Here is a 25822-nt window from a genome sequence, read left to right as displayed (position 1 = left end):
GCCTACTGCAAGCCGCGCGGGATCAAACCTTCGTACCACGGCATACCGGGCGAACGGCCCGAAACCTTCCAATCGCTAATGACATGAATATCGTGATTCTGGCAGCAGGCACTGGTAAACGCATGCAGTCCACGCTTCCCAAGGTGCTCCATCCCCTGGGCGGCCGGCCGCTCCTCGCCCACTTCATCGACACGGCCCGCGCGCTCGAGCCGACGCGTCTTGTCGTGGTCATCGGCCATGGCGCGGAAGCGGTGCGCGAGGCTGTCGCGGCGCCCGACGTCCAGTTCGCCGTGCAGGAGCAACAACTTGGTACGGGCCACGCAGTGCAGCAGGCCTTGCCGCTGCTCGATCCGTCCGCGCCCACGCTGGTGCTTTACGGCGACGTGCCGCTCACGCGCGCCAGCACGCTGCAGGCGTTGATCGATTGCGCGGGGCGGGGCGGCTACGGCGTGCTCACCGTCACGCTCGACGATCCGAGCGGCTATGGGCGCATCGTGCGCGACCGGCACGGCAAGGTGGCGCGCATCGTCGAACAAAAAGACGCGACGCCCGAGCAGCTCGGCCTGGTCTTGAAGGGGGCCGGTATTCGCCAGGCCTGCCAGCCGGACAGGCATCGTGCCACTGCCTGGGGCAGTCCGAAAAGAAAAATTGTCGCCAACCCTCCGAGGCTGGCAATGCGAGCTATTGTCCCGCTCGCCTCACGTCAGCTCGGATGTGAATCGCGGGATTAGATAGCGGGTACGGAGGGAACCACCGACCCCGTGTTCGGGTCCACGAACACAGTTGGATTTTGGCCGCTGCCACTGAAGTCAAACAGGCCCATGATGCTGCCGGCCGTTGCATCAAACGAGCCGCCGCCAATGCGTTGACTGCCAAGCCAGTTGTCTTCGATGAAGTGAATCACCGATGCCTGGCTAATCGGCGTGTGGTCGACGTAGTTCACCCTGGCCCAGGGCGAAATCACGATAAACGGGATACGTGTACCGGGGCCGCATCGGCCGTTCACCCTGGCGCCGTTTACACCTACCGGAGCCGCACCCGTACTGCATTTTCCGGGGCCATTCAGTTGGTCAGCCTCGGGGTCGAACGACGAGTTCGTAGGATTCGCATAAGCATGGTCGTACCAGCCATCGGAGTCGTCCCACGCGACAATAACCGCCGTGCTCTTCCAGTCGGGCTGTTGCTGCAGGAAGTTGACTACCTTGACTGTGAACGCCTGTTCGTCAAGCGGGTCCGAGTAACCTGCATGTCCGTCCTGGAAGGCCGGAGCCTTGATGAAGCTGACCGATGGGTAGTTCCCGGCCTTCACCGCTGCGAAGAAATCGTCGGAGTCGTACTGGTGATTTGCCGGGTCAACGGTCTTGCCGTCGGACTGATGCGTGTAGCCGATGACTGCGGTCGAGCTCGGGCGTAGATGATTCGGATTCGACGTCGATGCGTAGTACTGGAACCAGTTGTGGTGGGCGATGTAATCGGCTGTTGTCCGGCCGACCGCCGGCGTGACTGTGCTGCGCTCGCAACCGGTCGTGCCGTTGCGGTTGGTCGTTGACAGGTTGAAGCCGCCCATGAAACCGCCCCAGGTTATGTTCTTCGCGTTGAGCAAGTCGCCAATGTTTTGGCCGGACATCAGAATCTGGTCGCCCCTGCTCGAGCAAAGGTCATTCGCCGGGTCGACGTCATTGATGAGCGTAACGCCGCCACGGCCGTCGTTCATGTAGTACGAATCGGGGGCGGTCCTCAAATTGAACGGCTGCTGGCTGGTCTTGACCAGTTGCACGCCGTTAGTCTGGCCAGAGATAACCTCCAGAGCACCCGGCGTCGACGGACCGTATGTATCCGTGTATGCGTTATCGCTCATCGCAAAATGCTGAGCGTAGTTCCACAGTGCAGTCACGGTGTTGCCGTCGAAGTAGCCCATAACCTGGCCGGTCGTGCGGGATGCACCTACACCTCCGCGTGACCCTTTCCCGGCGTACAACGGGAACAGGTCGGCCGCGCCATTGTTATAGGCCTGCTGCTCTGCCGTATAGGCGTGGTCCTGGTCGGCTGTGGCAGCCTGCATGCGGTCGAGCCGGAACGGATTCGCTGCGCCCGCACCGTTGAGCTTATTGATGAAATTTGGATTGTTAGTCAGCAGTGTGCCGCTCAGACCATTAACCGTCGGTGTTCCCGCTGCAGCCTTGAAAACAGGTTCCCCCGACGGATTGGTTGCATTCGGGTAGGTGGCAAAGTAGTGGTCGAAAGAGACGTTCTCGTTGTAAATCACAACGAGGTGCTTCACGGGTGTGGTCGTCGGACGCGGGTCTTGTGTCGACAACGGGGCCAATGCGTTTCTGCTATCGGCCCATGCACATAGCGACAGGGCGAGAGAGATACCTGCAACGCCTCGCAGAACGGTTCTAAAAAACATTTGGCCAACTCCCAAGAAGGTCTTTTCGCTAACTTTTACCCGTCTGATTTCTTAACGCTGCAAGCAAGGGTGTGGAGAGCCTAAACAGCCACACCATTCACCCGGTCAGTTCAGAAAGATGGCGTTGGTTACAGAGTGGTTATGCCGGTAAGCTGCGAAATAAAAGTCCACGGTCCATCGCGCCAATAGACGATATGCTGCCTTGCGACGGCAAACCTGGCAGGCCGCGCACCCGCGAGACTCGTTGATGCTGAGTCCTTCATCGTGGCGGGACGCTCAATGCCCAAAGCTAACACAATCCAGGTGGCCGGCTCGTCGCCTTTTTCGCTGATCACCGTATCGTTCGACCGTAACACGTACGGGCATCGGGACCACCTATACTTACGGACCATCCGCCGAAATCAATCGACGGGGATAACAGCAACAGAGTTCAGAACATATGGCATATCAGGGTATTGAAATCGCTCAATTGCGCGCGCAACAAGAAACATTGAACAGGCAGGTGGCGGAAGCCAGGGAACGAGAGACCCTCCTCGTGTTGAACGAAATCGTGCAAAAGATGTGTGAGTACGGCATCTCCTTCTCCGAGCTAACGGGGCGCAAGGTAGGCGTTCAAGCAAATGAGCTTGTAGCAAAGTACCGCGACCCCGTAAGCGGCTCAACGTGGAGCGGCCGTGGGCGAGCACCCGCCTGGATTGCAGGCAAGGACCGCAATGAGTTCCTAATGGACAAACGTGCCGCTTCGCACGCCAGGACGTTGGCCGTCATCGACCCTCGACTTTTCTGCCGTCGAGGCTTACTTGCACACCCAGAACACAATTTGCAGAACACCGGGTACCGTCCGCGGCCGAGTCAGACGAAGGGACGGTCTCGGCATCAAGAATGCCTTTGACAACTTTTCCCTCGTCTACGACGACGATTCGTGCGTCGAGCACAGCGCCGCTGTTGTAGACCATGTGCATTGAACCGGTGCAATCCGCGCTCACCGTATAGGTGCCGGTTTGATTGGGGTTGAACTCGGTCTGTGCCGCTCGCGGGGCGCCGTCGACGGTAAGAAAATCGGTGCGTGCGAAGTGGCCCGCGCCATCGAATTTCTGTAGGGCGACGCCATCGATGATGCTTGCAGTCTTATAGCGATGTAGCCCCTGGGTATTCAGCAGCCCAAGAAGCTCGCCATGCACGCTAAACCCATAAGTTCCCCTTAAGGTTGCGTTTGAGCACTCGTCCTCGGCATTGGCTGGGCCGCCACTGCAGAGCAACGCCAATGCTGCCGACAACACTGCTACACGATTCATAGTCATGCCCATCTCCTGGTTACCGGGTGAATTCGATATGGCGAGGTGAACTCACGCTCACGCTCGACGATACCGTTGCGTAATCCGTTGTAGGTTGGGGTCGATAAAGATTCCACGCGACGCCGCGAGGTCTTTTGAGGCGCAAAGTGAACGATTTGCGGGCGGTGCCGATCTCCTATCCGTCCGGCGCTTCGCCTGCGCGAGAAGCGTCGATCGGCGACACGCCTAGCCAGTGGTCGCTCGACCCTGTTTCCACACCGTCGATCGGGCTCGCGCACCCGCCATGTATGCTTTGGATTTGCCACGCAAATGCGCCATGAACTACCTCCTCGCGTGTGCGTGGGCCCGTGAAAGTAAACGATTTCTTCAGCTTCGCCCTCTGGGCCTTGTGGTGGTCGCCCGGAATGACTCACATCCGCCAACGTTCTTGTCGACGGCGACGAAGCAGCGGCTGGCGGCTGCCCGGAATCGCACACCGCTGTCGTTATTGCCCGCCATACTCCGCGTTTATCCGGTCAAGTTCACCCGACTGGCGCGCACGCTGAAGTTCCTGTTTGACCTGGGCCCGCGTTTTGCCCATTGACACGCCTGACTCGCTGGTCGTGGCAGAGACACCGCCAACAGAGTCTGTCGAAAACGCGGCAGGACTGATGGCCTGCGTTGCAGGCGACGTCTCCTGAGCCTGAACGTACCCGAATGCGAGAGCGGCGACACTCCATGCCGCAAGTTTGAACGGTTTCATATCCGTGTACTCCATCTAATGTGGTTCGGTCGCTCGAACCACGCAGGAGGGGTCGGATAGTCCCGACCCGCCATCGGCGACGGCCCGCAGGTACGGGTCCAATCAGTTACCCTGATAGATATCGCAGGACAGCCCCATCGTACGCGGGGTGTCGTACTGCCTGCGCGTACCTGCTTGCGTTCCCGTCATCGGCACGCCTCCTACCGAGGTGTCGCCCATTTGCGCCGCCCTCGGCGGTCAATTACCGAAGAAAAGGTTGCAGTAACTTGCGGGGCCGACGCACGACGATGGCGAGGGCTTCGACACATGCTGGGCGCTGCCGGAAACTGAGGTGCCGTCGTTCGTCGTTCCGCCAACGTCACTGTTGCCCGGCTGCTGGCCGTCCTGTGCAGCGATCTTCGCTTCAGCAGCCTGAATTTGCGTGGGATACGTCGTAGGATCGCCGTCGCCAACGTGATAGCCGGCCTGCTGGAGACGGATCAGTTCCGCACGCACCTGTGCACGGGTGACGGGCGCGGCGCTCTGAGCGAAGCTGACGACCGGGCTGGAAAGCGCACAGCTGGCGAGAACAAGGCATGCAAGGGTTTTCATAGTGAAGCTCCTTGATTTATGGCTCACTTACCAATCAGGATACCTAACAGCACACTGCAGCCAGTTCTGTAGACAAACTGGGAGCTATGGTTGATATGGGGTGTGGAGTCGTCCGCGACTCAGTTGGCTTAGCTCGAGGACGTATTGCGGATCATGTCCATCTCCCGGAAAGCGAGGTGGAAAACGTCGCGTGTCTTCGCACCGCGTTTTTCGCATCGGCCGATTATAGAGCCGTAAGGCAAGAGAGAAACGCGAGCCATTGTGCGGTGATTCACACCCTCCTTGTGTCGAATTATGCTGCATAATTACGCCGTGTAACCGTGTCAGTTGTAGTTACGTCGATATTTTGATGTTCGGCAATAAATGTTCCTTTGCGGACGAATAAATGTTCGGTGTCGCTTTGCGATTATTGGTTAGAGTGACTTCTTGAGAGTACGGCACACGCCGGGTTACGGATGCGGTTCGACGCGGCACACACGGCGCGAGGCACCCAACATCGCAAGTGGCGAATCGCGCTTGATCAAAATAACTGCGAGTTACTGGTACTGCGCAGCGGGAGAGATCAGCCTCATACTTACCCTCGTTCAGCAGTTTTGACGGTCTTCAACCCAATGCTCGGCACAGCGGGCACAAATCTCAGGTATAGACCACCTGGGGGATCACGAACTTTTGTTCGGCAAAAACAGAACACTTGTCCATCGACTTGCTGGCGGACTGCTAGCACAATGGGGCGTAGCTGCACCTGATTTCCGGGGCCTGTTATGGCGTTCTCTACACCACGTCATTCTGACGCGGGCGAAAAGCCCGGGGCCAGAACATCACTGTGCGCGGGTGAAACGGCTCACACAATCGAGCGCCGCAGCTTCGCTGAATTGATGAATCTTTTTGTGGGACCGGGTGCAACACTTAGTACAGAGCAGAATCTCCTCGTCAAACGCGAGTTATTGCAATCGCTGTCCCGCCGATCGGTATATTGGATCGCGCTACTGTTGGTCGGAAGCACGTTCTGGTTCGTATTCGGATCGTGGATCAAGACGTCGGATATTTATCCCTTGTTTCGTGTCGTCTGGATCCTGGGACTGTGGGGGATGGCCGCTCCCTTGGCAGCCTACTTGCTGAAAAAGACCATGGCGCTTCCGAAGCACGCCGATGTCAGCGCGGTCCAGCAGATGCACTGGGCATGGGCTGCATTGGTCATGCTGACATCGTTCTGGTGGGCGGCGGCCAGTTTTGGGCTCATCCCGCCCAGCTTCACGCGCCTTCATGGTTATTACTTTACGTTTGCCCGGTATGGCTTCGTGGAACTGACAATGATCGGCCAGGCATTTACCTTGCTGCTGCTCGCACCCAGCTTTCGTGCGGCTTTAGGTTCAATCGTGACCGGCGCTATCCCATTCGCATTTAACATCGCACCACTGTTCTTTGTTAACCGGCCAGGAATGTTTGACTGGTATACGGCTCAACTAGTTGGCTATTGTGTCGTCGCATGGTTCATGTGCAACGATCAGCAACGCACCTGTGTCAACGAGGTTGTCCTCGAGGAGGCTCGATCGCAGGCTGTGGCGGCAACGGCGGAGAAGAACCAGTTTATCGCTGCAATCAGCCATGACTTGCGCCAGCCGCTCACCATGCTTGGGCTGAAATTAGATTTTCTTGAGCGGAACATTAAATCGAACGATCTGGTTGAAGACGTCTCGGTTGCGCAAAGACAAGTGGATGCGATGGAAGGGATGATTAACGGGGCGCTGGATATCTGCTGCCTCGAGTCCGGGACCTGGAATGTCGAAATTCAGGAGGTGGCGCTGCCTTCCGTTTTGCGCGGCATCGTCGTGGATGTGCAGCCACTGGCTGAGGCAAAGGGGCTGAAGTTGAGACTCCATAGCCGCCCCTGTCTGGTCCGTACGGATCGCCATGCGTTGGACAGGATCGTCCGGAATATGGTGCTCAATGCGATCCGTTACACGCCTTCGGAACAGGGTGGCAGGAAGGGGCATGTGCTGGTGAGTTGCCAGAGGCGTGGCAGCGGCATAAAGATAAGCGTCTGGGACAACGGGATCGGTATCCCTGAAGGTAGACAGGCGGATATCTTCAAAAGCTATGTACAGGTCAATAATCCCGAGAGGAATCGTGAAAAAGGGTTCGGCCTGGGTCTGTCCATTGTCCAGGGGCTCGCGAACCTTCTTGGTCACCAACTGGACGTGGACTCGGCACCAGGGCGGGGCTCGCGTTTTTCGGTGACGGTCCCGTTCATGGGGCTCATACCACCGGAGTTGCTCGAGGTTCAAACGGTTGAAGAAGGCGACCCGGACCTGAATGATATGGTCGTGGCGATCATCGAGGACAACAGCGATTTAAGAATTGAAATATCGATGCGCCTGATCGAGCATGGCTGCTACGTTGTGGCGGGGGAGTCATCGTCCGACGTCATCGAGCAGTTGCGCATTGAGGCTCTGGCGAGCGGTCCGCACTGCATCCTCTCTGACTACCGGCTGGAAAACGAAGACGGTATTGCTGCGATTGCAGCGGTTCGCGCTGCTACCAACGCTTCGATCCCTGCCATCCTGTGGTCGGGGGACACCTCGTCAGCCATGCTTAAAGAAGTAGCCATTAGTGATACGAATCTTTTGTCAGGACCGGATTTCGAACAGACCCTACTGACCATACTTGCAGAACATAAGCCAAAAACATTGACCGAAGGCGGATGAAAAAGAAATGGCAGGGGAACACAAAGCTACTACAGCGGCGCATAGTTGCATCTGATTCCCGGAGGCCTGCTATGGCGTCCCGTATTCACAAACCACGTGATTCTGGCGCGGGCGAATGGCCCGAGGCCAGAGCATCACTGTGCGCGGGTGAAACGGCCCGCACAACCGAGCGCCGCAGCTTCGCTGAATTGATGAATATTTTTGTGGGACCGGTTGCAGCACTCAGTACCGAGCAGAATCTCCGCGTCAAACGCGAGTTATTGCAATCGCTGTCCCGCCGAGCGGTATGTTGGACCGTGTTGGTCTCGGTCGGAGCCTCGCTGTTGTGCGTGTATGGATCGTGGATCAAAACCTCGGATAGCTATCGCTGGTTCCGTGTCATCTGGGGCCTCGGACTGTGGGGGCTGGCCGTTCCCTTGGCAGCCTACTTGCTGAAAAAAACCAAGGCGCTCCCGAAGCACGCCAGCGTCAGCGCGGTCGAGCAGATGCACTGGGCCTGGGCTGCAGCCGTCACACTGACATCGTTCTGGTGGGCGGCGGGTACCTTTGGTCTAACACCACCCGATTTCTCGACCCATGCTCCCTACGTCAAATTGGCCAGTTCGGGCTTCCTTGAGTACACGCTGATTAGCCATACATTTACCTTGCTGCTGCTCGCGCCCAGTCTTCGGGCGAATTTAGGTTCATTCGCGCTCGGCGCTATTCCGTTCGGATTTAGCCTGGGCCCCATTCTATATACTTACCGGCCAGCAGTGCTGGGCTTCTACACGGCTCAACTAGTTGGCTATTGTTTCCTCGCGAGGTTTTTTTTCTATAGTCAGAAGCGCGCATACGTTAAAGAAGTGATTATCGATGAGGCACGAGAGCGGGCTGAAGCGGCAAAGGCGGAGAAGAACCTGCTGATCGCTGCGATAAGCCATGACTTGCGCCAGCCGCTCACCACGCTTGGGCTGAAATTAAATTTTCTTGAGCGGAGCATTAAATCGAACGATCTGGTTGAAGACGTCTCGGTTGCGCAAAAACAAGTAGATGCGATGGAAGGGATGATTAACGGGGCACTGGATATCTGCCGCCTCGAGTCCGGGACCTGGAATGTCGAAATTCAGGAGGTGGCGCTGCCTTCCGTTTTGCGCGGCATCGTCGTGGATGTGCAGCCACTGGCTGAGGCAAAGGGGCTGAAGTTGAGACTCCATAGCCGCCCCTGTCTGGTCCGTACGGATCGCCATGCGTTGGACAGGATCGTCCGGAATATGGTGCTCAATGCGATCCGTTACACGCCTTCGGAACAGGGTGGCAGGAAGGGGCATGTGCTGGTGAGTTGCCAGAGGCGTGGCAGCGGCATAAAGATAAGCGTCTGGGACAACGGGATAGGTATCCCTGAAGGTAGACAGGCGGATATCTTCAAAAGCTATGTACAGGTCAATAATCCCGAGAGGAATCGTGCAAAAGGGTTTGGCCTGGGTCTGTCCATTGTCCAGGGGCTCGCGAACCTTCTTGGTCACCAACTGGACGTGGACTCGGCACCAGGGCGGGGCTCGCGTTTTTCGGTGACGGTCCCGTTCATGGGGCTCATACCACCGGAGTTGCTCGAGGTTCAAACGGTTGAAGAAGGCGACCCGGACCTGAATGATATGGTCGTGGCGATCATCGAAGACAACAGCGATTTAAGAATTGAAATATCGATGCGCCTGATCGAGCATGGCTGCTACGTTGTGGCGGGGGAGTCATCGTCCGACGTCATCGAGCAGTTGCGCATTGAGGCTTTGGCGAGCGGTCCGCACTGCATCCTCTCTGACTACCGGCTGGAAAACGAAGACGGTATTGCTGCGATTGCAGCGGTTCGCGCTGCTACCAACGCTTCGATCCCTGCCATCCTGTGGTCGGGGGACACCTCGTCGGCAGTGCTAAAAAAAGTAGCCGCCAGTGGCATGAAGCTTCTGTCAAAACCGGTTTCGGAACGAACCTTGTTGACCACGCTTGCAAAGCATAAGCCAAAAGCGTCGACCGAAGGCGGTTAAAAGTGATAGCAGGGGAACAGGACGAGCGGTGTAGCAAAGAACTTCACAACGGTCGCGTATCGGCTGCCCCTTTTCCAAGGGCCAGCTCGGCGTTGACTCGAAGTGCAGCTTCAACGCGGTTTCTGACTTGAAGTTTGTCGTAAATAACACAAGAAACCTGTCTGACATGTCCCTCGGAGACGCCAAGCTCTCTTGCGATCTGTTTCCCTGAGAGGCCACGCGCAATGCAACGCGCCAAGTCCCACTCTCGCGGAGAAAGCCCAAGATGTTGCGTATTCCAGCTAGCTGTGGGCGCCTGTGTCGAGCAGGCAAAGCGGAGCAACAGTTCTTCTGGAATCCAGAGTTCACCTCCTAAAATCCTGCTTAGTCCAATGAACATTTTTTTGTGCGCGCCTCCTTTTAGCAGGATTCCTCGAGCGGCGTAATCACGCATGCACATTCGCAAAATTTCAACTTCGTGATCGTTGCCAGGAGCAAGTCCGGTACAGATGACCACGGGAACGTTGGATGGATTTCCAGCCTGGAAATGCTCAAGGGTCGCCGCGCCACGGTTCTCGCCGTCCAGATTGAGATCCAGGAATACCAGGTCGGGGGGAGGTGTCTTGCTGACTTCTTCAAGCGCGCTGGCAAGCGTAAAGACGGGCGTGATGTCGATTGCGGTTGCGCTTAGCTCTGACGCGTGGGCTTGGACATATTCGGAGAGAGCAACGCAAAGAATCTCGTGGTCATCGACCCATAGGATTTTCATGGTCGCTTCTCCTCTTCATACATCCGAGAAAACCATTCGAACGCACGCGACGTTTGCGCGCAGCACTGCTAAGCAGCTTAGCATATCGGGCGAGGCCAGACGACCTGTTCGAGGCGCCAGCGCAATGCGTGAACTGGTCATCTCAAATGGAGCGCATGGCTATCTTGCGTTGTATCGCTTCATCGCCGAGTTGGACGTTGTACTGGTGGCTGCCATCGCAGCCAGAGGGACTTGAGGTATCAGCACACCGGCCACTGATGGACGGGGGAAATCCCGCGCCAGCCGCCATACCTTCGCTGAACGGCGCGTTTTCGCCAGTGACTACAGCGCAGTAGGAGATCGTATTTGACATAATCCTAATTATCAATATTTTTGATTGTAATAGCTTTATAGAAATGTCGTGTTCCAGCCATTTAGAAATGTCTGGTTTCCTGCTCCGGGCTGGCTGCTGTGGCGCAGGCTGCGGCATCACGGACAGCCCGGAGCCAGACCATGAACGGACGTGGATTCATCACGATCAGCATGCACGAGCTCGAGCGCGTGAAGATCATCGAGGCGGTCGTCCAGCGTCGCCTGACGATCGTACTGGCGGCGGAACGGCTGCAGCTGGGCGAACGTCAGGTCAGCCGGCTGGTGCGGCGCTATGAGGCCGCTGGACCGGCCGGGCTCATCTCGGCGCGGCGTGGCCAGCCCAGCAATCGCGAACTGCCGGTGGACCTGCGGGCGCGGGCGATGGCGCTGGTGCGCGAACGCTATGCCGATTTTGGGCCGACGCTGGCGTGCGAGAAGCTGGCCGAATGTCATGGCGTGGTGCTGGCGAAGGAAACCGTGCGGCGCTGGATTCGCGATGCGGGGCTGTGGATTCCGCGCAAACAGCGGCCGCCCAAGCTTCACCAGCCGAAAAACCGGCGTGCGTGTCTGGGCGAGCTGGTGCAGATCGACGGCAGTGATCACCGGTGGTTCGAGGAACGCGCGCCAGCGTGCACGCTGCTGGTGTTCATCGACGATGCGACGGGCCGGCTGATGGCGCTGCACTTCACGGCGACCGAGTCGACCTTCAGCTACTTCGAGGCGATGCGCGCGTACCTTGAACAGCATGGCAAGCCGGTCGCGCTGTACAGCGACAAGGCCAGCGTCTTTCACTGCAACAGCCATTCGGTGACGCCAGGCAAGGGTGTCACGCAGTTTGGCCGCGCGCTGTACGAGCTCAATGTGGATACGTTTTGCGCCAACAGCAGTCAGGCGAAGGGGCGCGTCGAGCGCGCGAATCTGACGTTGCAGGATCGTCTCGTGAAGGAGTTGCGGCTACGCGAAATCAGCACGAAGGAGGCCGCCAATGCTTACGCGCCCCACTTCATCGCTGACTTTAATGGCCGGTTTGCCGGTCTCGCAGCAGGCGCGACCCGTTGGTATCGCAAGATCGAGCGTGTATTACCGGGCGCAACCTGCGAGCGAGGCAGACCAGTTGCTGATGCGCCGGATCGACGAACTGCACCTGGAGTTTCCGTTTGCCGGAGCACGGATGCTGGCGCGCCAGCCGTTTTCGTAGCATTGATATCGTTAGTAACCCTATGCAATTCGACATCAGGTTAGTTAGCACCGGTCGAGCTGTAGCGGCCAGATGACAATGTCGTGTTTGCGGGTGCAGGCTGGTGGCCAGCATGGCTTGAGGAGCGCTGGCCATGAACGCAACTGGGACGATCACCATGTCGATGCCGGAGCTGGAGCGGTTGAAGGTGGTACAGGCCGTTTGCGAGCGGCGTGCTGATGCCGTCGCGGGCCGCGGAACGGCTTCATCTGAACCGCCGTCAGGTTGAGCGTCTGACGGTGCGGTATCGCGACTATAAAAATTCATGCACTTGCCCAATCCGCCCGAAGTACTCTATGGATCACGTACCCTCCTCATCGTGGGCTTGGTCCATGCACGCCAAAGAAACTGCGTTAACGCGTCCAGGCACGCCGATATTGCAGACGAAAGGTGACCGGCACTCCTTCGGTAACGCGGCGATTGCCTTGAACTTCACCGTCAGGCACGAGCATCTGGCCGATTTCACCCTGACCGACCGCGTACGCGTGCGTACGCTGCCGGTCACCGCGCCGTTTGCGCTATCGCTGGCCGACGGTTGCACGCTGGGCGTTGCCGAGCTGAAGCTGCTTGCGCCGCTGCGCGAAGAAATGCTCACGGCAAATCCCAAGGCGTCCAGACTGGGCGAACGGATTGCAGGCAGATGCGTGCGTGCGCTCCTCGGTGACGAACAGGATCGCCTGCGCGTCGAGTGGAGCGTGGAGCAACGCGAGAGCTCACAGTACTTGCGCCTGCAGGTGGCGATTACCGCGATCAAGAACGACGAGCACATTACCGCCGTTTCGCTGCTGGAGACGCGGATGGCCGGTGCCCAAACCAGCGGCGAGTTCAAGGGAACGCCTGTGATCGCGGGCAACGTCTACCTCGGATTCGAGCTTCCCTTGTCTGAAAGCGAGGTGTGCGGCGACACGGTCAGGTTCATCCTGTCGCGCGCTTTGCCGCTCGAAAAGGGCAAGACAGTCGTCTACTCGGCGGTGGCGGGCGTGGCTGGCGACGGCCAGCTACGCCGCGATTTCGCGGCCTATCTCGAACGCGAACGAGCTCATCCGTGCCGCCCGTTCCTGCACTACAACGGCTGGTACGACATCGGTTACCTCATGCCATACACGCAGCAGCAAGCTCTCGAACGCATCGACGATGTCGGCCGCCAGTTGCACGACAGGCGCGGCGTACAACTCGATTCCTTCCTGTTCGATGACGGTTGGGACGACCACAGCGGCAGTTGGCATTTCGGCAATGATTTTCCGCAAGGGTTCCGGCCGCTGCGCGACGCCGCTGCCCGGTACGGCGCGGCGCCTGGCGTGTGGCTATCGCCGTGGGGCGGCTATGGCTCGGCGCGGCAAGAACGCGTGACGCGGGGCCGCGCCACCGGATACGAGATCATCGATGAGCGCTTCGCGCTGTCGGGGCCGAAATACTATCGACGCTTCCATGAAGCCGCGATGGAACTGCTCACGCAGCACGGCGTCAATCAGTTCAAGTTCGATGGCACCGGCAATGCCGACACGATCGTCCCCGGCAGCCGCTTCGACAGCGATTGGGACGCGGCGATCCAGTTGATCGAAGACATCCGCAAGACCAGGCCCGACACCTTCATCAACCTCACCGTCGGCACCTATCCGTCGCCATTCTGGCTGCGCTACGCCGACTCGATCTGGCGCGGCGGCAAGGACGACGAGCTGGCCGGCGTAGGCAGCAGTCGCGAACGCTGGATCACTTACCGCGACGCCCAGACCTATCACAACGTCGTCGTGAGAAGTCCGCTGTTTCCGCTCAACTCGCTGATGCTCCACGGCATCATCTACGCGCAGCACAACGATCGGTTGAACACCGCTCAAGGCGAGGACTTCGCAAATGAAGTGCATTCGTACTTCGGCAGTGGCGCACAACTGCAGGAGTTGTACATCACGCCGTCGCTGCTGGGCGACGGCGACTGGGATGTCCTCGCCGAGTCGGCCAGATGGGCCCGGGCGAACGCCGACGTGCTGCGCGACAGCCACTGGATTGGCGGTGCGCCGGACCGGCTCGATGTGTATGGCTGGGCGGCATGGTCCCCGGTCAAGGCGTTTATCACGCTGCGCAATCCCGATAGCCGCGCGAAGAGCCTCGTGCTCGATTTGCGACGGCAATTAGAGTTGCCGGCCGGCGCGGCCAAACGATTCCACACACGCAGCTTATGGCGCAGCCGTGCCTCGCATGTTCCGTCGGTGCTCGACGCGGACCAGCCGCACACTGTCCCGCTCGCGCCTTTCGAAGTACTCACTCTGGAACTGATGCCAGCCGGTGACGAAGGGTAATCGAGGTGGCCGCGGATTCTTCCGGTGTTGGCTTCTAGTGCTTTCTTTACGACAGCGTGCGCGCCAGTTCAATCGGTCTCGCTTCAATCTGATGGAGATCGAAGACGATGATCTCGTTGTCGCCCTGCTTCAACCAGGGTGCTGGACAATACAGGCGCTTTTGCGGACCGATGTTCCAATAGCGACCCAGATTGTGCCCGTTGACCCAGACCACACCTTTGGTCCAGTTACGCATGTCCAGATAGGTATCGCCGACTGTATCCAACGGCAAGGCCGCTTCGAAGAACAGTCCGGCTTTACGGGGATTCGTACAGAAGGTGCGCAAGTTCGCGATGAACGCGCTATCCATCGGTAACAGGAAGACTTCCCAGCCGGTGAGCGTGTCGCTATGGCCTTGCGCATCCTGCAGCGTGACCGGTTCGACGATGCCTTTGCGGTCGATCATCGCGTGGCCGTAGTTGATGCGCCCCATGCCCTCGACGAGGATTTCAAGCGATACGGCGCCGTCCGGCGACGACCCTGCAAGCGGCAATGCAAGCGGCGCATGATGCTTGACATTCAGCGGTTGCGCGCAGCGCTCCGGCATCCAGGCTCTCGACACGCCACCTATGTATTGCTCGCCGACGAACACGGTTGCGTAATCATGAACATTCTTGATATCCAGCATACCGCCGCGGTAGCCCTGCAGCTCCTTGCGATACAGCGCGAATCCAAACGCCTGGCCGTATAACTCGAACGGCTGTGGGGCGACGGTTTGTGCGGCCGGAAGCGCTGCGGGCAGGTTGTCCCAGATTGACGTGCAAAGTTCCGGCATCAGGGCCTGGCCTCCTTTGCGACTGATCGTCGGAACGGGTTCGGGTAAATCGGGCAACGGCGTCGAGAGATACCGGGCGATGACGCCGCGGTACTTCATGTACTTCGACGTCGCCACGCCTTGCTCGCTGACGGGTGCCGCGTAATCGTAGCTCGTAATGTCGGGTTGATATTCGCCTGTATCCTCATCCACGTTTGCACCGGCATAAAAGCCAAAACTGGTGCCGCCGTGAATGACATAGATGTTGAATGACAGCTTCATTTGCATGAGGGCGTCAAGCGTGCCGGAAATATCGACGGCTGTATCGTTGAAAGCCTCGTCGCCCCAATGCGTGAGCCACCCGGGATACACTTCGCCGGCCATCGCCGGAACGGCCGGAAATTGTCGCCGGACGGCCGCGATTTGCTGGGCATCGCCATTGCTCAGCGCAATCGCGCCGCCAGTGACGGTCGTGCGATTCTGTTCAAGCTGCCTGATGCCATCTTCGGTATAGAACGGCCCCTGTATCCCTTCTCGAAGCCAGAGCTGCCGTATTGCTTCGAGGTAAGCCGGGTTGCTGGCGTACGAGCCGAATTCATTTTCGATCTGAATCATCAGGATCGGTCCACCGTGAATCACCAATAGTGGTTCAATGCGCGGACTCAACTCCCTGATGTAGCGTGCGACCGCCGACATGTAGCGAGGATCGTGAGCAGAGTCGGTCCTAAGCTGGATGTCCGGGTAACTCAACAGGTACGACGGAATGCCGCCCAGATCCCATTCACCGCAAATATAGGGACCTGGCCGCAGCAACACCCACATCCCCTCCTGCTGACACTGCCGCATGAATGCTTCGATGTCGCGGTTCTCCGTGCTGAAATCGAAAATGCCTGGACTCGTTTCGTGGTAATTCCACATCACGTAGAACGCAATGCAGTTCATCCCCATCGCCTTGGCCGTCAGGATGCGATGCCGCCAGTAGCCGGCGGGGATGCGGGCCGGATGCATCTCTGCGCTGCGGATCTGGAAAGGCTCGCCGTCGAGCAGAAAGCTTTCGCCGTCCTGGCTGAAAGAAAAGGTATGGGTGCCCCCGCCTGCGGACGTTGGGAAATCGACGGGGTGAGCTCCGCTCAGGCCGCTGTTCGGGTCATTGCTACCCTCGGGTGCCGACCCCACTGCCAGGAGTGCAGTGAATGAGGACGATTCTCTTGTGTCCATTGATTGCATCTCCCTCGAGACTACCGAGAAGTGGCGCAGCGGAATACACGGACGACGACGCGGCACCGCCCGCCCGCGGTGGACTGTTAGTGACAGCAACGAGTAGCCGTCGTTCACCCTCATGTCGATGAGCTGAGGGCAATTCGACCTTGGAGCGAGCCCCCGCGACACGGTAGGAAGGCGACCATGTATTCCATGGCTCACGTTCCGTCTACTTTGTGACGTTATGGCGCGCGAGTCCACACGTCAAAATGCTCGATGGGTAGCTAGTCAAGCCTCGATCGCCGTCCACAACCGCAAACGGCGCGGGAAAAACAGCAAGTCAATGCCTGCCCCGCATACCGGCCAGCACCGAACTGCTCTGTCCGGTTACACCCTCTTTGTTTCGCCCGGCCTGTGGGCCTTGTACCTCTCTGCCTGCTCGATCGCCACGAACCGGCGCACGCGGCACGAAAGGCGTACCCGTGCGGTCCGCCGGTCGCACAGTCCCAGTTCTTCGGCCTCGGGATCACAGTCGCACAGCTGTGGCCGCAAGAGGTTGACCTTGCGCAAAGTCCGTCCGTTGTGGCATTATTACTCATATATGATGGTATTATCACGTATGAACGGGGTGTCAACGTTGTCGTGAGCGCGGGCTGTCCCCGGACTAGCCTTGCAACGCGCTTACCAGCGCGCCCGGATTTACGGCTCAGCACAATCTCGGCGCAACACTGCACATGGGTGTCTCACGCACGACGCGGACCTCTAACCGCGCGCCCTTCACTGCGTTTTCGTCATGCGACCCGTACCTTTGATCATTTTTCGCCTTATCGCCCTAACAGTGCCCAGCCTGACGCCGGCTGCCTTATGCGCAACGCCGCCGCCCCCGGCCATACATGCTCCTGCTTCCCCTTTGTCCTCCACGATTATGAGGCCCGACGCGCTGAAAATGCTGGAGGCACTTCAAGACAAGCAGGACGAAATCAGGCAGCGCGCTTCGAGCGCGACAAGCGATGCCCAACTCCTGGAATTGGATGCTGTGAGCCGGCACGTAGCCGAAGACGTCGATCGGCTGATAAGCACGTCACTGCAGCCGGATCGCGCGAAAACGCAAGCGCAGATCGACGTACTCGGAGCGGCCGCCACTCCTGGATCGAATGCGGAAACTCCCGCAATCGCCCGACAGCGCGGCTCGCTCGCTGAACAGCAGGCGCAACTTGATGCCGAACTCAGGCAAGCGGGAATGATCAAGCAGAACCTCGCCAACGTGAGCGCGCAGATTGTGCGGCTACTGCACGACCATCTGAAAGACCAACTGGCACTTCGCTCCGCAAGCATTTTCAGCGCTGCATTCTGGGCGCCTGTGCTCCATCGTGAAGCGTCCGACTATGAACGTCTGCGAGGCTTCGATGAGAAAGTCAGCAGGCAAATTCAATTCATATGGCAACCGGGCCAGCGGCTCGTGACCACACTGATGATGCTGCTCGCGCTGGCCGTCACGACAATCGGAGCTCATATTGTGGAGGGAACGTTAGGGGCGCTTTGCCTGCGCCGCCTTCCCGAAGGTCGGCTGCGACGCAGCGCCATTGCGGTATCGACGGTGCTTGCGAACATGACAGCCGCCGTATGCGCGGTACAACTGGTTGTTTTCGCCGTTACCCGTCAGATGACGTTGGATCCTGTCCTCCAGAGCTTCGCCGATGGACTGATCAAACATGTTCTGACCTGCGCGCTGGTCGCGGCCCTCGGTCGTGCGTGGCTTTCTACGCGACATCCTTCGTGGCGCCTGCCAGCCATCGCCGACCCGGTTGCTCGCGCGCTGAGCCCCTTTCCGCGCCTATTGGCTACACTGCTGCTGTTTTCCGGCGCCATCGAACAGCTCAATATGGCCGCCGACACCAGCCTGCAACTTACCCTCTTTTCCCGCGGCGTCGTGGCGCTGGTGGTCGCCCTCACTATTGGAGCATCGCTGCTGCGGGCAAATGGGGTACGTACTGCGCTCGCCGCTGCGGGAGAGCCCCCCGAAGCGCGCTCTACCCTTGCGGGCATGATTCACGCCGCCATCACGCTCGCCGTCGGAGCTTCTGTGATTGCACTGCTCTGCGGTTACGTTTCGGTGGCGCGATTTCTGACGTATGAACTCGTCTGGTGCTATCTCGTGCTGTGCAGCCTCTATCTGCTGATGAAGCTCACGCACGACGTCTGCGAAAGTGTCTTTTCGCCACGTCACGCGAGCGGCAAAACGATCAAGCATCTGTTCGGGCTGCGAGACGTCCAGCTCGAACAGGTGGCAACGGTGTTTTCTGGCATCGCCCGTAGCGCATTGGTGCTCGCCGCTGTCATCGCGCTGCTCACGGGCGGCTTGGGAACGACGCCCTCTGGCCTGATAAAAAGTATGGTCGAGGTACTAGGGGGCGAGCGGCTGCCTGCTCTGAATATTGGCTCGGCCCGTATGCTCACCGCACTCGTGACGTGTGCAGTGGGCCTATATCTGGTTAGATCGGTACGCAAATGGCTGGACACCGAATTGCTGCCGAAAACTCAGATGAGCTCGGGTATGCGTGCCTCGCTCATGACGGTGTTCGCCAACGTCGGCTATGTCCTTGTCGCGCTGCAAACCCTGTCCATGCTCGGCGTCAAATGGCAAAACCTGGCGTGGATAGTCAGCGCATTATCGGTAGGTATCGGATTCGGTCTGCAGGAGATCGTCAAAAACTTCATCTCCGGGCTAATACTGCTTGGCGAGCGGCCGGTCAAAGTAGGCGACATGATCAGCATCAACGGCATCGAAGGAGACATTCGACGCATCCCGGACCATGACGTCAGTCATTTCGACGCAGAAACCGGTGCCGCGCGTGCTCTGTCGGTAGCGGCGCTGGATAAATAATCATCGGTCCACGCGCGAAAAGAGCAGGCAACGGACTGTGCCAGTCCCTCCAGTCGCTTCGCACAGTATTTTGGCGATCACCGCCACACTAAGCAGGAAACAACCCGGCAAGCAGCATATCTATCGTCGCGTCGCTCGCCATCTGCGGATCGGACGTTCTGAATAGCCTCACACCATCGCATAGGCTTACCAGGCCGAGTGCGAGGGCGTCCGGCTGTAAGGGCAATGCATTGCCATCGTGTTCCGTAAGCGCGCGAAGGTACTCGCTGACCCGCCTGAGCTTTTCATGCCGGAAGGCGTTGAATCGCTCCTGAAACGCAGTGTCTCTGCAGGCGAGTAGCGTCGCCTCGATCCAAAGCGGAAAGCTGGCGCAGTCTTGAAAGTACGCCTTGTAGTGTGCGATGGCACGCGCCTTCATCTGCTCGCGCCCGCCGCCGTTTTCCACGATCGCCCGCAGCTTGGCCTGCGCGCTATCGTGGTCGCGGCGCAGCAACTCAAGCAGCAATTCCAGCTTGCCGTCGAAATTCGAGTAGAACGCGCCGCGCGTGTAGCCGGCCGTACTGGCGATGTCCTCCACGCTGGTTGCGGCCAATCCCTTTTTGACGAACATCGTGCGCGCGGCCTCGAACAGCTGCTCACGCGTCTGCTCTTTGCGCTGTGCGCGCGTCAGGCGTTTTGGCTTCATAACATGACGTACCGGTCAGTTCGGCATCCGCGGTACCGCGTGAGACGCGCAGAGCATTACGATAATCTAGTCGACGGTTTCAAAGACATCTTCCTGAGCGGACCTATGCCAGACAAAGGTTTCCAGCGCCCACTCCGTAGTCTTACGCGGCGATCTGCTCGTGGCTGAACAGTCTGCGCAGTTCACGTTGGGATATCGGCAGCATGACGCTCGACGGGAAACCTGGCATGTCGGCCTTGCGATCGCGATGCGTCGGTTTGCAGCGGATAGCCTTGGACTCACGCAATCTCATTTGTCCGTTGCGTCTCAATGCAGCAGCATCGCGCAGAGCGCCAACCCGGCCAGGTAGGTCCCGAGCGCGCCGACGAACCGGAAAAGGTTGGGCCGGGCCATCGTGGGCCATGCGATAAGTCCGATGACGAGCAAACAGCGGCACACGGTTGCCGTGACGATCAGCGACACTGTGGCCGTCGAAGGCGATCGCGCGCCGAGATAGAGAAACAGCAACACGAGGAACGGCGCGTATTCGGCCGTGTTGGCATGAGCCCGTGTGAGCTTGTGCAAGGGGTTGGCGGGGTCCGGCTCGCAGCCTGAGCCGGTGCCTTCCCGAAAACGCATGACTGAGATTGAGAACCCAAGGCCGAAAAGTAATAGCCCCAGAACTACCACGCATACGAGAGCCACATGGTTCATGTAAATCAGCCTCCTTGGCAGGAAAGTAGACAACAGCGGTTGGCGGTAGCGTTAGCATGCCGTGCCTCGACACGGACCGGAGCGTGGCCTGTTCCCTGTCAGGGGCATCGCGCTTCCTTGTGTCTCCCATTGGATGATGTCCGCAGGCTCACCCCCCAGGAGCTTCGTTGACGGCTCGTAATCACGTTGCCGCCACGCCGCATTCCGTCCGGGCGAGGCTGATTTCGCCGAGATGAACGCTTTCGCCCAATTCGCATTCGCGCCAGGTGTTGCCCAGAGCATGACGGATTTCGACCCGGTAGAGGCCGCTTCCCTGGGTCAAGCCGCTGAAGCGGAAATCGCCGAAGCCGTCGGAGACGGTATCGGCCACCTTATGATCGCCGACGTACAGGGCGACCGCCGCATCCCTCACGCACTCGACCAGTTCTCCGATCCGCGCGCTGACGCTGCCGCCGATGAAACAGGTTTCCCAGCGCTCCAGGCCGCTGTACCACACGCGTGGCTTCGTGCCCAGGTTAGGCCGCAATACCTTGAGCCCCTCGCGCGCGGCCTTTTCGGCCATCGCTGCGTCATCCAGCTTGACCGTCTCGAAGACGTCAGTGGGACATGACTGCTGGCAACGCGGCTGGGCCCAACCCTGATCGAGCAGATGGGCATCGAAGATCCAGGTCTGCGGCACTTGCAACTCGTCGTTCCAGACGATCGCCTTGTACGGGCATGACTTCACGATGTCCTTGCGGCCCCGCGCCTTTTCCGGATCGATGATAACGATGCCGTCGGCGCGCTTGCGAACGGCGCTGCCGCCCACCCGCATGCAAGGCGCGTCGTCGCAGTGGTTGCACATGACCGGCAGATACGTGGTCTCGACCATATGCGAGTCGCCTTGAACGCGGCGCAGGATACGGATGGGGCTGTCGGAGTGGGCTGCGGCGGGCGCGGCATATCCGGGGAAATCGTTGCCGACGTGTTCATCCCGGGCGGCAATGACGCAATTGTGGCAGTTCTCGCAATTCCCGACTTTGATAACCAGGTTCCACTTATTCATTCTGTAGTCCTCACGCTGCGCGACCGAGCAGGAACGCATCGGCGCTTCGCCACTTCTCGACCTGCACGAGGCAGGAGTTCGGGCTCATGCTGCTGGTTCCGGCGGTTTGAGGCCGGTCAGGGGTCAGCATGTTCATGCAACCGCCGATCTCGACTTGCTCGCCGTCTATTTCGATCAGCTGAAATTCGGCGCTCGCCTCGTACGACTTGACCACTCCCGCGCTCACCAGCGTCGACACGTCGGCCGCACAGATCACTGCGCCGCGGTCGTTGTACACCTTGACGAGCTCGCGCTGTGCAATGCCTCGAATCGCCGCGTCGGTCGGACTCAGCCGCAGCAGCCAGAAGCGGTGGCCGCCAATCAGCGCGCGATGGTCATCGATGCTGTTGACCGCAGAGTTCTTGCCGTCACAATGAGTGTGGAAGCTATAACGGCTGTGGGTGGCGATCAATTGCAGCGGATAGCGCTGCGCCAGGTCCGAGCGCAGCCCCTCCCAGGAGGGGATATACCGGTTCAGCGGTGGGCGCTCGGGGTTGTCAGCAGTGTGCCGCTTCAGCAACTCGGGCACGAACTCCAGCTTGCCGCTCGGCGTTTGCAAGCCCATGCCGAATTTTTCGGCGAACTGGGATGGCAGTGGATGGGGTTCCTGCAGGTCCTTGCGCCGGCCCTGCGCGAACCAGCGCATGTCCACGGGGTGGCGCAACCCGGGTTTCTCGGGTGGCACGACGAAGTAGCCCTTGCGGCAGAACTCGCGCCATGAAATGTGATCGGGCAGGTCCGAGGAGTCGAAGACCCGCTTGACCCAGTCCAGTTCGCTGCATCCTTCGGTAAACACCCCGCCAAGGCCCAGCCGGGTCAGGATGGCGGTGAAGATGTCGTAGTCGGAGCGAGACTCGCCCAAAGGCTCGATGCACTTGTGCTGCAGCGTCAGCACGCGATGATTGACCGTGCCATGCCCGTGGTGCGCGTAGCCGCCGGCATTCGACCATTCGCCGATGTCCCAGCGCTCCAGCGAGGTGCACGCAGGCAGGATGATGTCGGCAAACTGGGCCTCGCCCTCCATCCAGATCGACTGATTGACCACAAACTCGATGCTGGAATGCCGATAGGCTTCGGCCCAGCGCCCGGAATTCGTCACTGTGCTAAACGCGGACCCGCCGTAACGATAGATCATGTGGATCGGCGAATACCCGGGCATGGGGTAGCTGAACGGCGCGAACTGGGCTTCCTGAGACAGGCCGTCCCAGAGGTAGCCCGTGGCATGGCCATTGATGATGGCATCGGGCAATTGCTGCCGCGGGACCATTTGCTTGACGGGATTCATGGTCAGGATGTGCGGCATGCGCTGGTAATTGTTCACGGCATTTGCGGTCCACACCAGGTCGCCGGAAATGCCGCCGTCCGCGTAGCCGGGGAAATAGAAATGGAGGTCATGGGGAACCCCGACTTCCAGGCAGCCGAAATTGACACCCGGCTTACCCCAGCCCTGCATCGCCATCATCATGATCATGCAGCGCGCCCACTGCGCTCCGGTCGCACCGCGGCCCGCGCCACCGAACCCCGCGCCGGTCATCCCGACTGCCAGATGAACCTTCCTGTTCCCCCACAGGCGCGCAAGCGCACGCGCATCCTTGGCGGGCACGCCGGTCTCGCCCTCCTGCCACTCGGGCGTCCTGGGAACCCCGTCGGTTTCGCCGAGAAGATACGCCCTCCACTCGTCGAATCCGGTCGTGCGGGTGGCGACGTACTCCTTGTCGTATAAGTCCTCCACAGCCCACACATACATGATGGCCGTGGCGAGAGCAGCATCGGTTTGCGGTCGGATCGGAATCCAGCGCCCGCCCAGCAATTGCGCGGTGGGATTGCAATGCGGGTCGATATGAACGAACTCGATGCCGAGTTCCTTGGCCCACAGGCGTCGCGGCGTCCCCTCGAATCCCGCATAGGCTCCGTTGGTGCTTTCCGGATCGCAGGACCAGAAGACGATCATCTCGGCTTCCTTGAGGCCATCTTCGACCCCACCATAGCCGGATGGAACGCCGATGCGCATCGAGTTGCCGAAATGATGCATGGCGCCCCAGTACCAGCCTTCCCAACTGTCCGGATTGGCGGCGACCCGGGTGAAGCCGATCAGGTTGGCAAAGCGCGTCAGCGCGCTGAGGTAGTAGCCCACATTGCCCCACTGGTGGTGGGACGACATGGGAAACGTGATGGATCCCGGACCGTGAACGCGTTTCTGTCGGTTGATCTCCTTGGCGAGAATCTCCAGGGCCTCGTCCCAACTGATACGCACATAGCCCGACTTGCCGCGGTTCTGAGGATTGCGTTCGCCGTCAGGATCGAAATCGACCCGCTTCATCGGATGAAGGATGCGCTTGTCGGAGTAGACGAGCGACTTGAGCGTCAACGCGTGAGGCGCGACCAATGCACGCCGCGGGGGGCTGAAGCGGCGACCGCGCGCCTCGATCACCCAGCTTGCCGCATCCGTGCGATCCAGATCGATGGGGGTCACCCGAACGACGCGGCCATCCTTCACGTAGACGAACAGAGGCCCGCCGTTGGTACAGGTGGTGTAGCGGCGAGTGCCGTCGCGCATGGGCGTGCCCATCGGCAGGCCGACGGTCTGCATCATGCTGAGGGTTTGCAATAGCCAAACCAACAGGTCGTCCTCGCCCTCGGTGACCACCTTGAAGTTCTTCGCGGCGTGAATGATCTCGCCCTGGTCCGGATTGGGGGAAAGGAACTTCACGGCGGTCGCGACATCCTTGAAGGCCATGCGCACGTCGGGCCGTGCATGCCTGCCGGCGCGCGACCGAACGCGCCCGTTCCTGAACGTGATGACGCGACCGATGCTTTCATCCATGAGCCCGATCCAGGCCACGAGATCGCGCTGCTTAAGACGATCACGATAAGCGGGAAAGCGGCGTGCCGTCAGGTCAAGAACCTTGGGCAACGCAAAAAGAATGGTCTTGAGGACCTGTCGTTTCATTATCCGATCCAAAGAAAAGCTGTGCTGTGCAAGCGGGGGGACCACGGCATGACTGGCCGCTTTCCCGAACGTGCGAGCAAACCGGCCGAACGCGCTCGTGCCAGGCTCGATGTCTTCGATGAGCGTTGGAACCTCTCGATCGGCGCGCTGACTAACTACCCCACTAGAACGTATAGGCGACGTTCAGGAAGACGCTAAGCGGGTCGAGCCGGAGTGTCGATCTGGAAACGATCTGCGTTCCCGTCGCGGTCTGTCCATTCAACGTAAGGTTGGTCTTCACCGGCATGTAGTTGACGGACGTTCCGACAGACCAGTGCTTCGTAATCGCATAATTTGCCCCAATTTCGAATACCGGATTCCACGATGAACTGAGGGTCGCATGCGCCGAGCCGCCAGGTCCGAAGCTGTCCTCGACAAACTGGCTATTGGTTGTCCGAACCTGGGTGAACCACGTGTAGTTCACGCCGAGTCCGATGAACGGACGGAATTTGGATTCGGCTGAAAACAGGTGATATCGAAGTTCGATGGCGGGCGGCATCGGCCTTGTCGAGCCGAGGTTGCCATACTTTTGCAGCGTGCCATCTCCAATCAGATTGACCGTCAGTGGTAGTCCAAAAAGCATGGCAACACCAATGTTGTCAGTGACATAGTATTCAGTGGCAATGCCCACTGTATCCGTTGAACTGGCATGCGCCCCACTACCGGCTACCTGCTGATTCACCGTCATGCCACCAATGCTTTCCACGGTTAGGGGCGTTGCGTTGCCCTGCGGCGCGATATGAAGCCATCCTATCGACAGCGTCGCGCTTCCGGCCGACTGCGCATTGGCACTGTCGGTGAGCGCAGCCGAGCAGGTGCAAGCCGCCATAACGGCAACGTTGACCATTCGCCTGTAATCTCCCATATGTCTCTCCCGGTCTCTTGTCTGAATATGTTATGAATTAGTGGTGTTGCCGTTGGAATTGCTAAATCGACTGTTTTCCTCCTGTCATTGCAAGGCAATACCATTAGGAGTTCTAATATTCCAGTTCTGTTAGACGTTTGAAACACGGTTTCGTGGTCTGTACGCGTGATTCGTCTTTAGCCGGAGCACATGACCTACCGCGCCCCTTTGTTGTGGCTGGTGTCACATTGGCCTGCCG

General features: G+C 59.2%; 17 protein-coding genes and 4 pseudogenes. 9 read left to right on the top strand and 12 right to left on the bottom strand.

Translation table 11 applies throughout. The features are described from left to right. Positions 1-83 precede the first annotated feature (83 nt). Positions 84-587 (top strand): annotated as a pseudogene (locus ABQJ48_RS17425) (NTP transferase domain-containing protein); the annotation flags it as partial. Positions 588-727: 140 nt separating this feature from the next. Here ABQJ48_RS17425 and ABQJ48_RS17420 read toward each other — a convergent pair. Next, on the bottom strand, positions 728-2410 hold the full coding sequence (locus tag ABQJ48_RS17420) for a phospholipase C (protein WP_367839236.1): 1683 nt from the start codon (positions 2408-2410) through the stop codon (positions 728-730). A 439-nt stretch (positions 2411-2849) separates the two neighbouring features. Between ABQJ48_RS17420 and ABQJ48_RS17415 the strand changes: the two are divergent. Continuing rightward, positions 2850-3143 (top strand): annotated as a pseudogene (locus ABQJ48_RS17415) (H-NS histone family protein); the annotation flags it as partial. Positions 3144-3174: 31 nt separating this feature from the next. Here the strand turns inward: ABQJ48_RS17415 and ABQJ48_RS17410 are convergent. Then, positions 3175-3711 carry a hypothetical protein gene (locus tag ABQJ48_RS17410; RefSeq protein WP_367839275.1) on the bottom strand — a complete coding sequence of 179 codons (537 nt, stop codon included), beginning with the start codon at positions 3709-3711 and terminating at the stop codon, positions 3175-3177. 310 nt (positions 3712-4021) lie between these two features. Here ABQJ48_RS17410 and ABQJ48_RS17405 point away from each other — a divergent pair, with 310 nt between their 5' ends. Continuing rightward, on the top strand, positions 4022-4288 hold the full coding sequence (locus tag ABQJ48_RS17405) for a hypothetical protein (protein ID WP_367839274.1): 267 nt from the start codon (positions 4022-4024) through the stop codon (positions 4286-4288). Here ABQJ48_RS17405 and ABQJ48_RS17400 read toward each other — a convergent pair. Next, entirely contained in the window at positions 4190-4447 is a 258-nt protein-coding gene (locus tag ABQJ48_RS17400) for a DUF4148 domain-containing protein (protein WP_367839267.1), read from the bottom strand. The two genes, ABQJ48_RS17405 and ABQJ48_RS17400, sit on opposite strands and share 99 nt — an antisense overlap. Positions 4448-4684: 237 nt before the next feature. Then, entirely contained in the window at positions 4685-5038 is a 354-nt protein-coding gene (locus ABQJ48_RS17395; RefSeq protein WP_367839235.1) for a DUF4148 domain-containing protein, read from the bottom strand. Positions 5039-5799: 761 nt separating this feature from the next. On the opposite strand from ABQJ48_RS17395, the gene ABQJ48_RS17390 reads away from it, so the two are divergent. Next, positions 5800-7743 carry an ATP-binding protein gene (locus ABQJ48_RS17390; RefSeq protein WP_367839234.1) on the top strand — a complete coding sequence of 648 codons (1944 nt, stop codon included), beginning with the start codon at positions 5800-5802 and terminating at the stop codon, positions 7741-7743. 71 nt (positions 7744-7814) lie between these two features. Further along, positions 7815-9761: an ATP-binding response regulator gene (locus ABQJ48_RS17385; RefSeq protein WP_367839233.1), complete on the top strand. Its 1947-nt coding sequence runs from the start codon at positions 7815-7817 to the stop codon at positions 9759-9761. 43 nt (positions 9762-9804) lie between these two features. Here ABQJ48_RS17385 and ABQJ48_RS17380 read toward each other — a convergent pair whose 3' ends face one another. Next, entirely contained in the window at positions 9805-10509 is a 705-nt protein-coding gene (locus ABQJ48_RS17380; protein WP_367839232.1) for a LuxR C-terminal-related transcriptional regulator, read from the bottom strand. A 492-nt stretch (positions 10510-11001) separates the two neighbouring features. Here ABQJ48_RS17380 and ABQJ48_RS17375 point away from each other — a divergent pair. From ABQJ48_RS17375 to ABQJ48_RS17365, 3 genes and pseudogenes are all read left to right on the top strand, one after another. Then, positions 11002-11892, top strand: a pseudogene (locus ABQJ48_RS17375) (ISNCY family transposase); the annotation flags it as partial. After that, positions 11888-12037 (top strand): annotated as a pseudogene (locus ABQJ48_RS17370) (IS3 family transposase); the annotation flags it as partial. The pseudogenes ABQJ48_RS17375 and ABQJ48_RS17370, both read left to right, overlap by 5 nt. A gap of 392 nt (positions 12038-12429) precedes the next feature. Beyond that, positions 12430-14391 carry an alpha-galactosidase gene (locus tag ABQJ48_RS17365; RefSeq protein WP_367839231.1) on the top strand — a complete coding sequence of 654 codons (1962 nt, stop codon included), beginning with the start codon at positions 12430-12432 and terminating at the stop codon, positions 14389-14391. A 46-nt stretch (positions 14392-14437) separates the two neighbouring features. On the opposite strand, the gene ABQJ48_RS17360 is transcribed toward ABQJ48_RS17365, so the two are convergent. Then, entirely contained in the window at positions 14438-16519 is a 2082-nt protein-coding gene (locus ABQJ48_RS17360) for a beta-galactosidase (protein ID WP_367839230.1), read from the bottom strand. Positions 16520-17330: 811 nt separating this feature from the next. On the opposite strand from ABQJ48_RS17360, the gene ABQJ48_RS17355 reads away from it, so the two are divergent. Then, positions 17331-19268: a DUF3772 domain-containing protein gene (locus ABQJ48_RS17355; protein ID WP_367839229.1), complete on the top strand. Its 1938-nt coding sequence runs from the start codon at positions 17331-17333 to the stop codon at positions 19266-19268. Between the two features lie 88 nt (positions 19269-19356). On the opposite strand, the gene ABQJ48_RS17350 is transcribed toward ABQJ48_RS17355, so the two are convergent. The 6 genes from ABQJ48_RS17350 to ABQJ48_RS17325 all read right to left on the bottom strand — a co-directional run bounded on the left by ABQJ48_RS17350 (position 19357) and on the right by ABQJ48_RS17325 (position 25584). Next, positions 19357-19953: a TetR/AcrR family transcriptional regulator gene (locus ABQJ48_RS17350; RefSeq protein WP_367839228.1), complete on the bottom strand. Its 597-nt coding sequence runs from the start codon at positions 19951-19953 to the stop codon at positions 19357-19359. Positions 19954-20095: 142 nt separating this feature from the next. Continuing rightward, the gene (locus ABQJ48_RS17345) at positions 20096-20239 is read right to left on the bottom strand and encodes a hypothetical protein (protein ID WP_367839227.1); all 144 of its coding nucleotides are present in this window, start codon (positions 20237-20239) and stop codon (positions 20096-20098) included. Positions 20240-20259: 20 nt separating this feature from the next. After that, entirely contained in the window at positions 20260-20646 is a 387-nt protein-coding gene (locus tag ABQJ48_RS17340; RefSeq protein ID WP_367839226.1) for an MAPEG family protein, read from the bottom strand. A 181-nt stretch (positions 20647-20827) separates the two neighbouring features. Then, positions 20828-21691, bottom strand: coding sequence for a 4Fe-4S dicluster domain-containing protein (locus ABQJ48_RS17335; protein WP_367839225.1), 864 nt, complete (start codon positions 21689-21691; stop codon positions 20828-20830). Positions 21692-21701: 10 nt separating this feature from the next. After that, a complete protein-coding gene (locus tag ABQJ48_RS17330) occupies positions 21702-24680 on the bottom strand; it encodes a molybdopterin-dependent oxidoreductase (RefSeq protein ID WP_367839224.1) in 2979 nt (992 codons plus the stop codon). 163 nt (positions 24681-24843) lie between these two features. Further along, on the bottom strand, positions 24844-25584 hold the full coding sequence (locus ABQJ48_RS17325; protein ID WP_367839223.1) for an OmpW/AlkL family protein: 741 nt from the start codon (positions 25582-25584) through the stop codon (positions 24844-24846). Positions 25585-25822: the final 238 nt, after the last annotated feature.

Source organism: Paraburkholderia suaedae (assembly GCF_040812055.1).
In the GTDB taxonomy this organism is placed as follows: domain Bacteria; phylum Pseudomonadota; class Gammaproteobacteria; order Burkholderiales; family Burkholderiaceae; genus Paraburkholderia.
This window is presented reverse-complemented; position numbering and strand designations above follow the sequence as displayed.

Coding starts and splice junctions, on each gene's coding strand:
- ABQJ48_RS17420 (WP_367839236.1), bottom strand. CDS start 2,410: ATGTTTTTTAGAACCGTTCTGCGAGGCGTTGCAGGTATCTCTCTCGCC.
- ABQJ48_RS17410 (WP_367839275.1), bottom strand. CDS start 3,711: ATGACTATGAATCGTGTAGCAGTGTTGTCGGCAGCATTGGCGTTGCTC.
- ABQJ48_RS17405 (WP_367839274.1), top strand. CDS start 4,022: ATGAACTACCTCCTCGCGTGTGCGTGGGCCCGTGAAAGTAAACGATTT.
- ABQJ48_RS17400 (WP_367839267.1), bottom strand. CDS start 4,447: ATGAAACCGTTCAAACTTGCGGCATGGAGTGTCGCCGCTCTCGCATTC.
- ABQJ48_RS17395 (WP_367839235.1), bottom strand. CDS start 5,038: ATGAAAACCCTTGCATGCCTTGTTCTCGCCAGCTGTGCGCTTTCCAGC.
- ABQJ48_RS17390 (WP_367839234.1), top strand. CDS start 5,800: ATGGCGTTCTCTACACCACGTCATTCTGACGCGGGCGAAAAGCCCGGG.
- ABQJ48_RS17385 (WP_367839233.1), top strand. CDS start 7,815: ATGGCGTCCCGTATTCACAAACCACGTGATTCTGGCGCGGGCGAATGG.
- ABQJ48_RS17380 (WP_367839232.1), bottom strand. CDS start 10,509: ATGAAAATCCTATGGGTCGATGACCACGAGATTCTTTGCGTTGCTCTC.
- ABQJ48_RS17365 (WP_367839231.1), top strand. CDS start 12,430: ATGCACGCCAAAGAAACTGCGTTAACGCGTCCAGGCACGCCGATATTG.
- ABQJ48_RS17355 (WP_367839229.1), top strand. CDS start 17,331: ATGCTGGAGGCACTTCAAGACAAGCAGGACGAAATCAGGCAGCGCGCT.
- ABQJ48_RS17350 (WP_367839228.1), bottom strand. CDS start 19,953: ATGAAGCCAAAACGCCTGACGCGCGCACAGCGCAAAGAGCAGACGCGT.
- ABQJ48_RS17340 (WP_367839226.1), bottom strand. CDS start 20,646: ATGAACCATGTGGCTCTCGTATGCGTGGTAGTTCTGGGGCTATTACTT.
- ABQJ48_RS17335 (WP_367839225.1), bottom strand. CDS start 21,691: ATGAATAAGTGGAACCTGGTTATCAAAGTCGGGAATTGCGAGAACTGC.
- ABQJ48_RS17330 (WP_367839224.1), bottom strand. CDS start 24,680: ATGAAACGACAGGTCCTCAAGACCATTCTTTTTGCGTTGCCCAAGGTT.
- ABQJ48_RS17325 (WP_367839223.1), bottom strand. CDS start 25,584: ATGGGAGATTACAGGCGAATGGTCAACGTTGCCGTTATGGCGGCTTGC.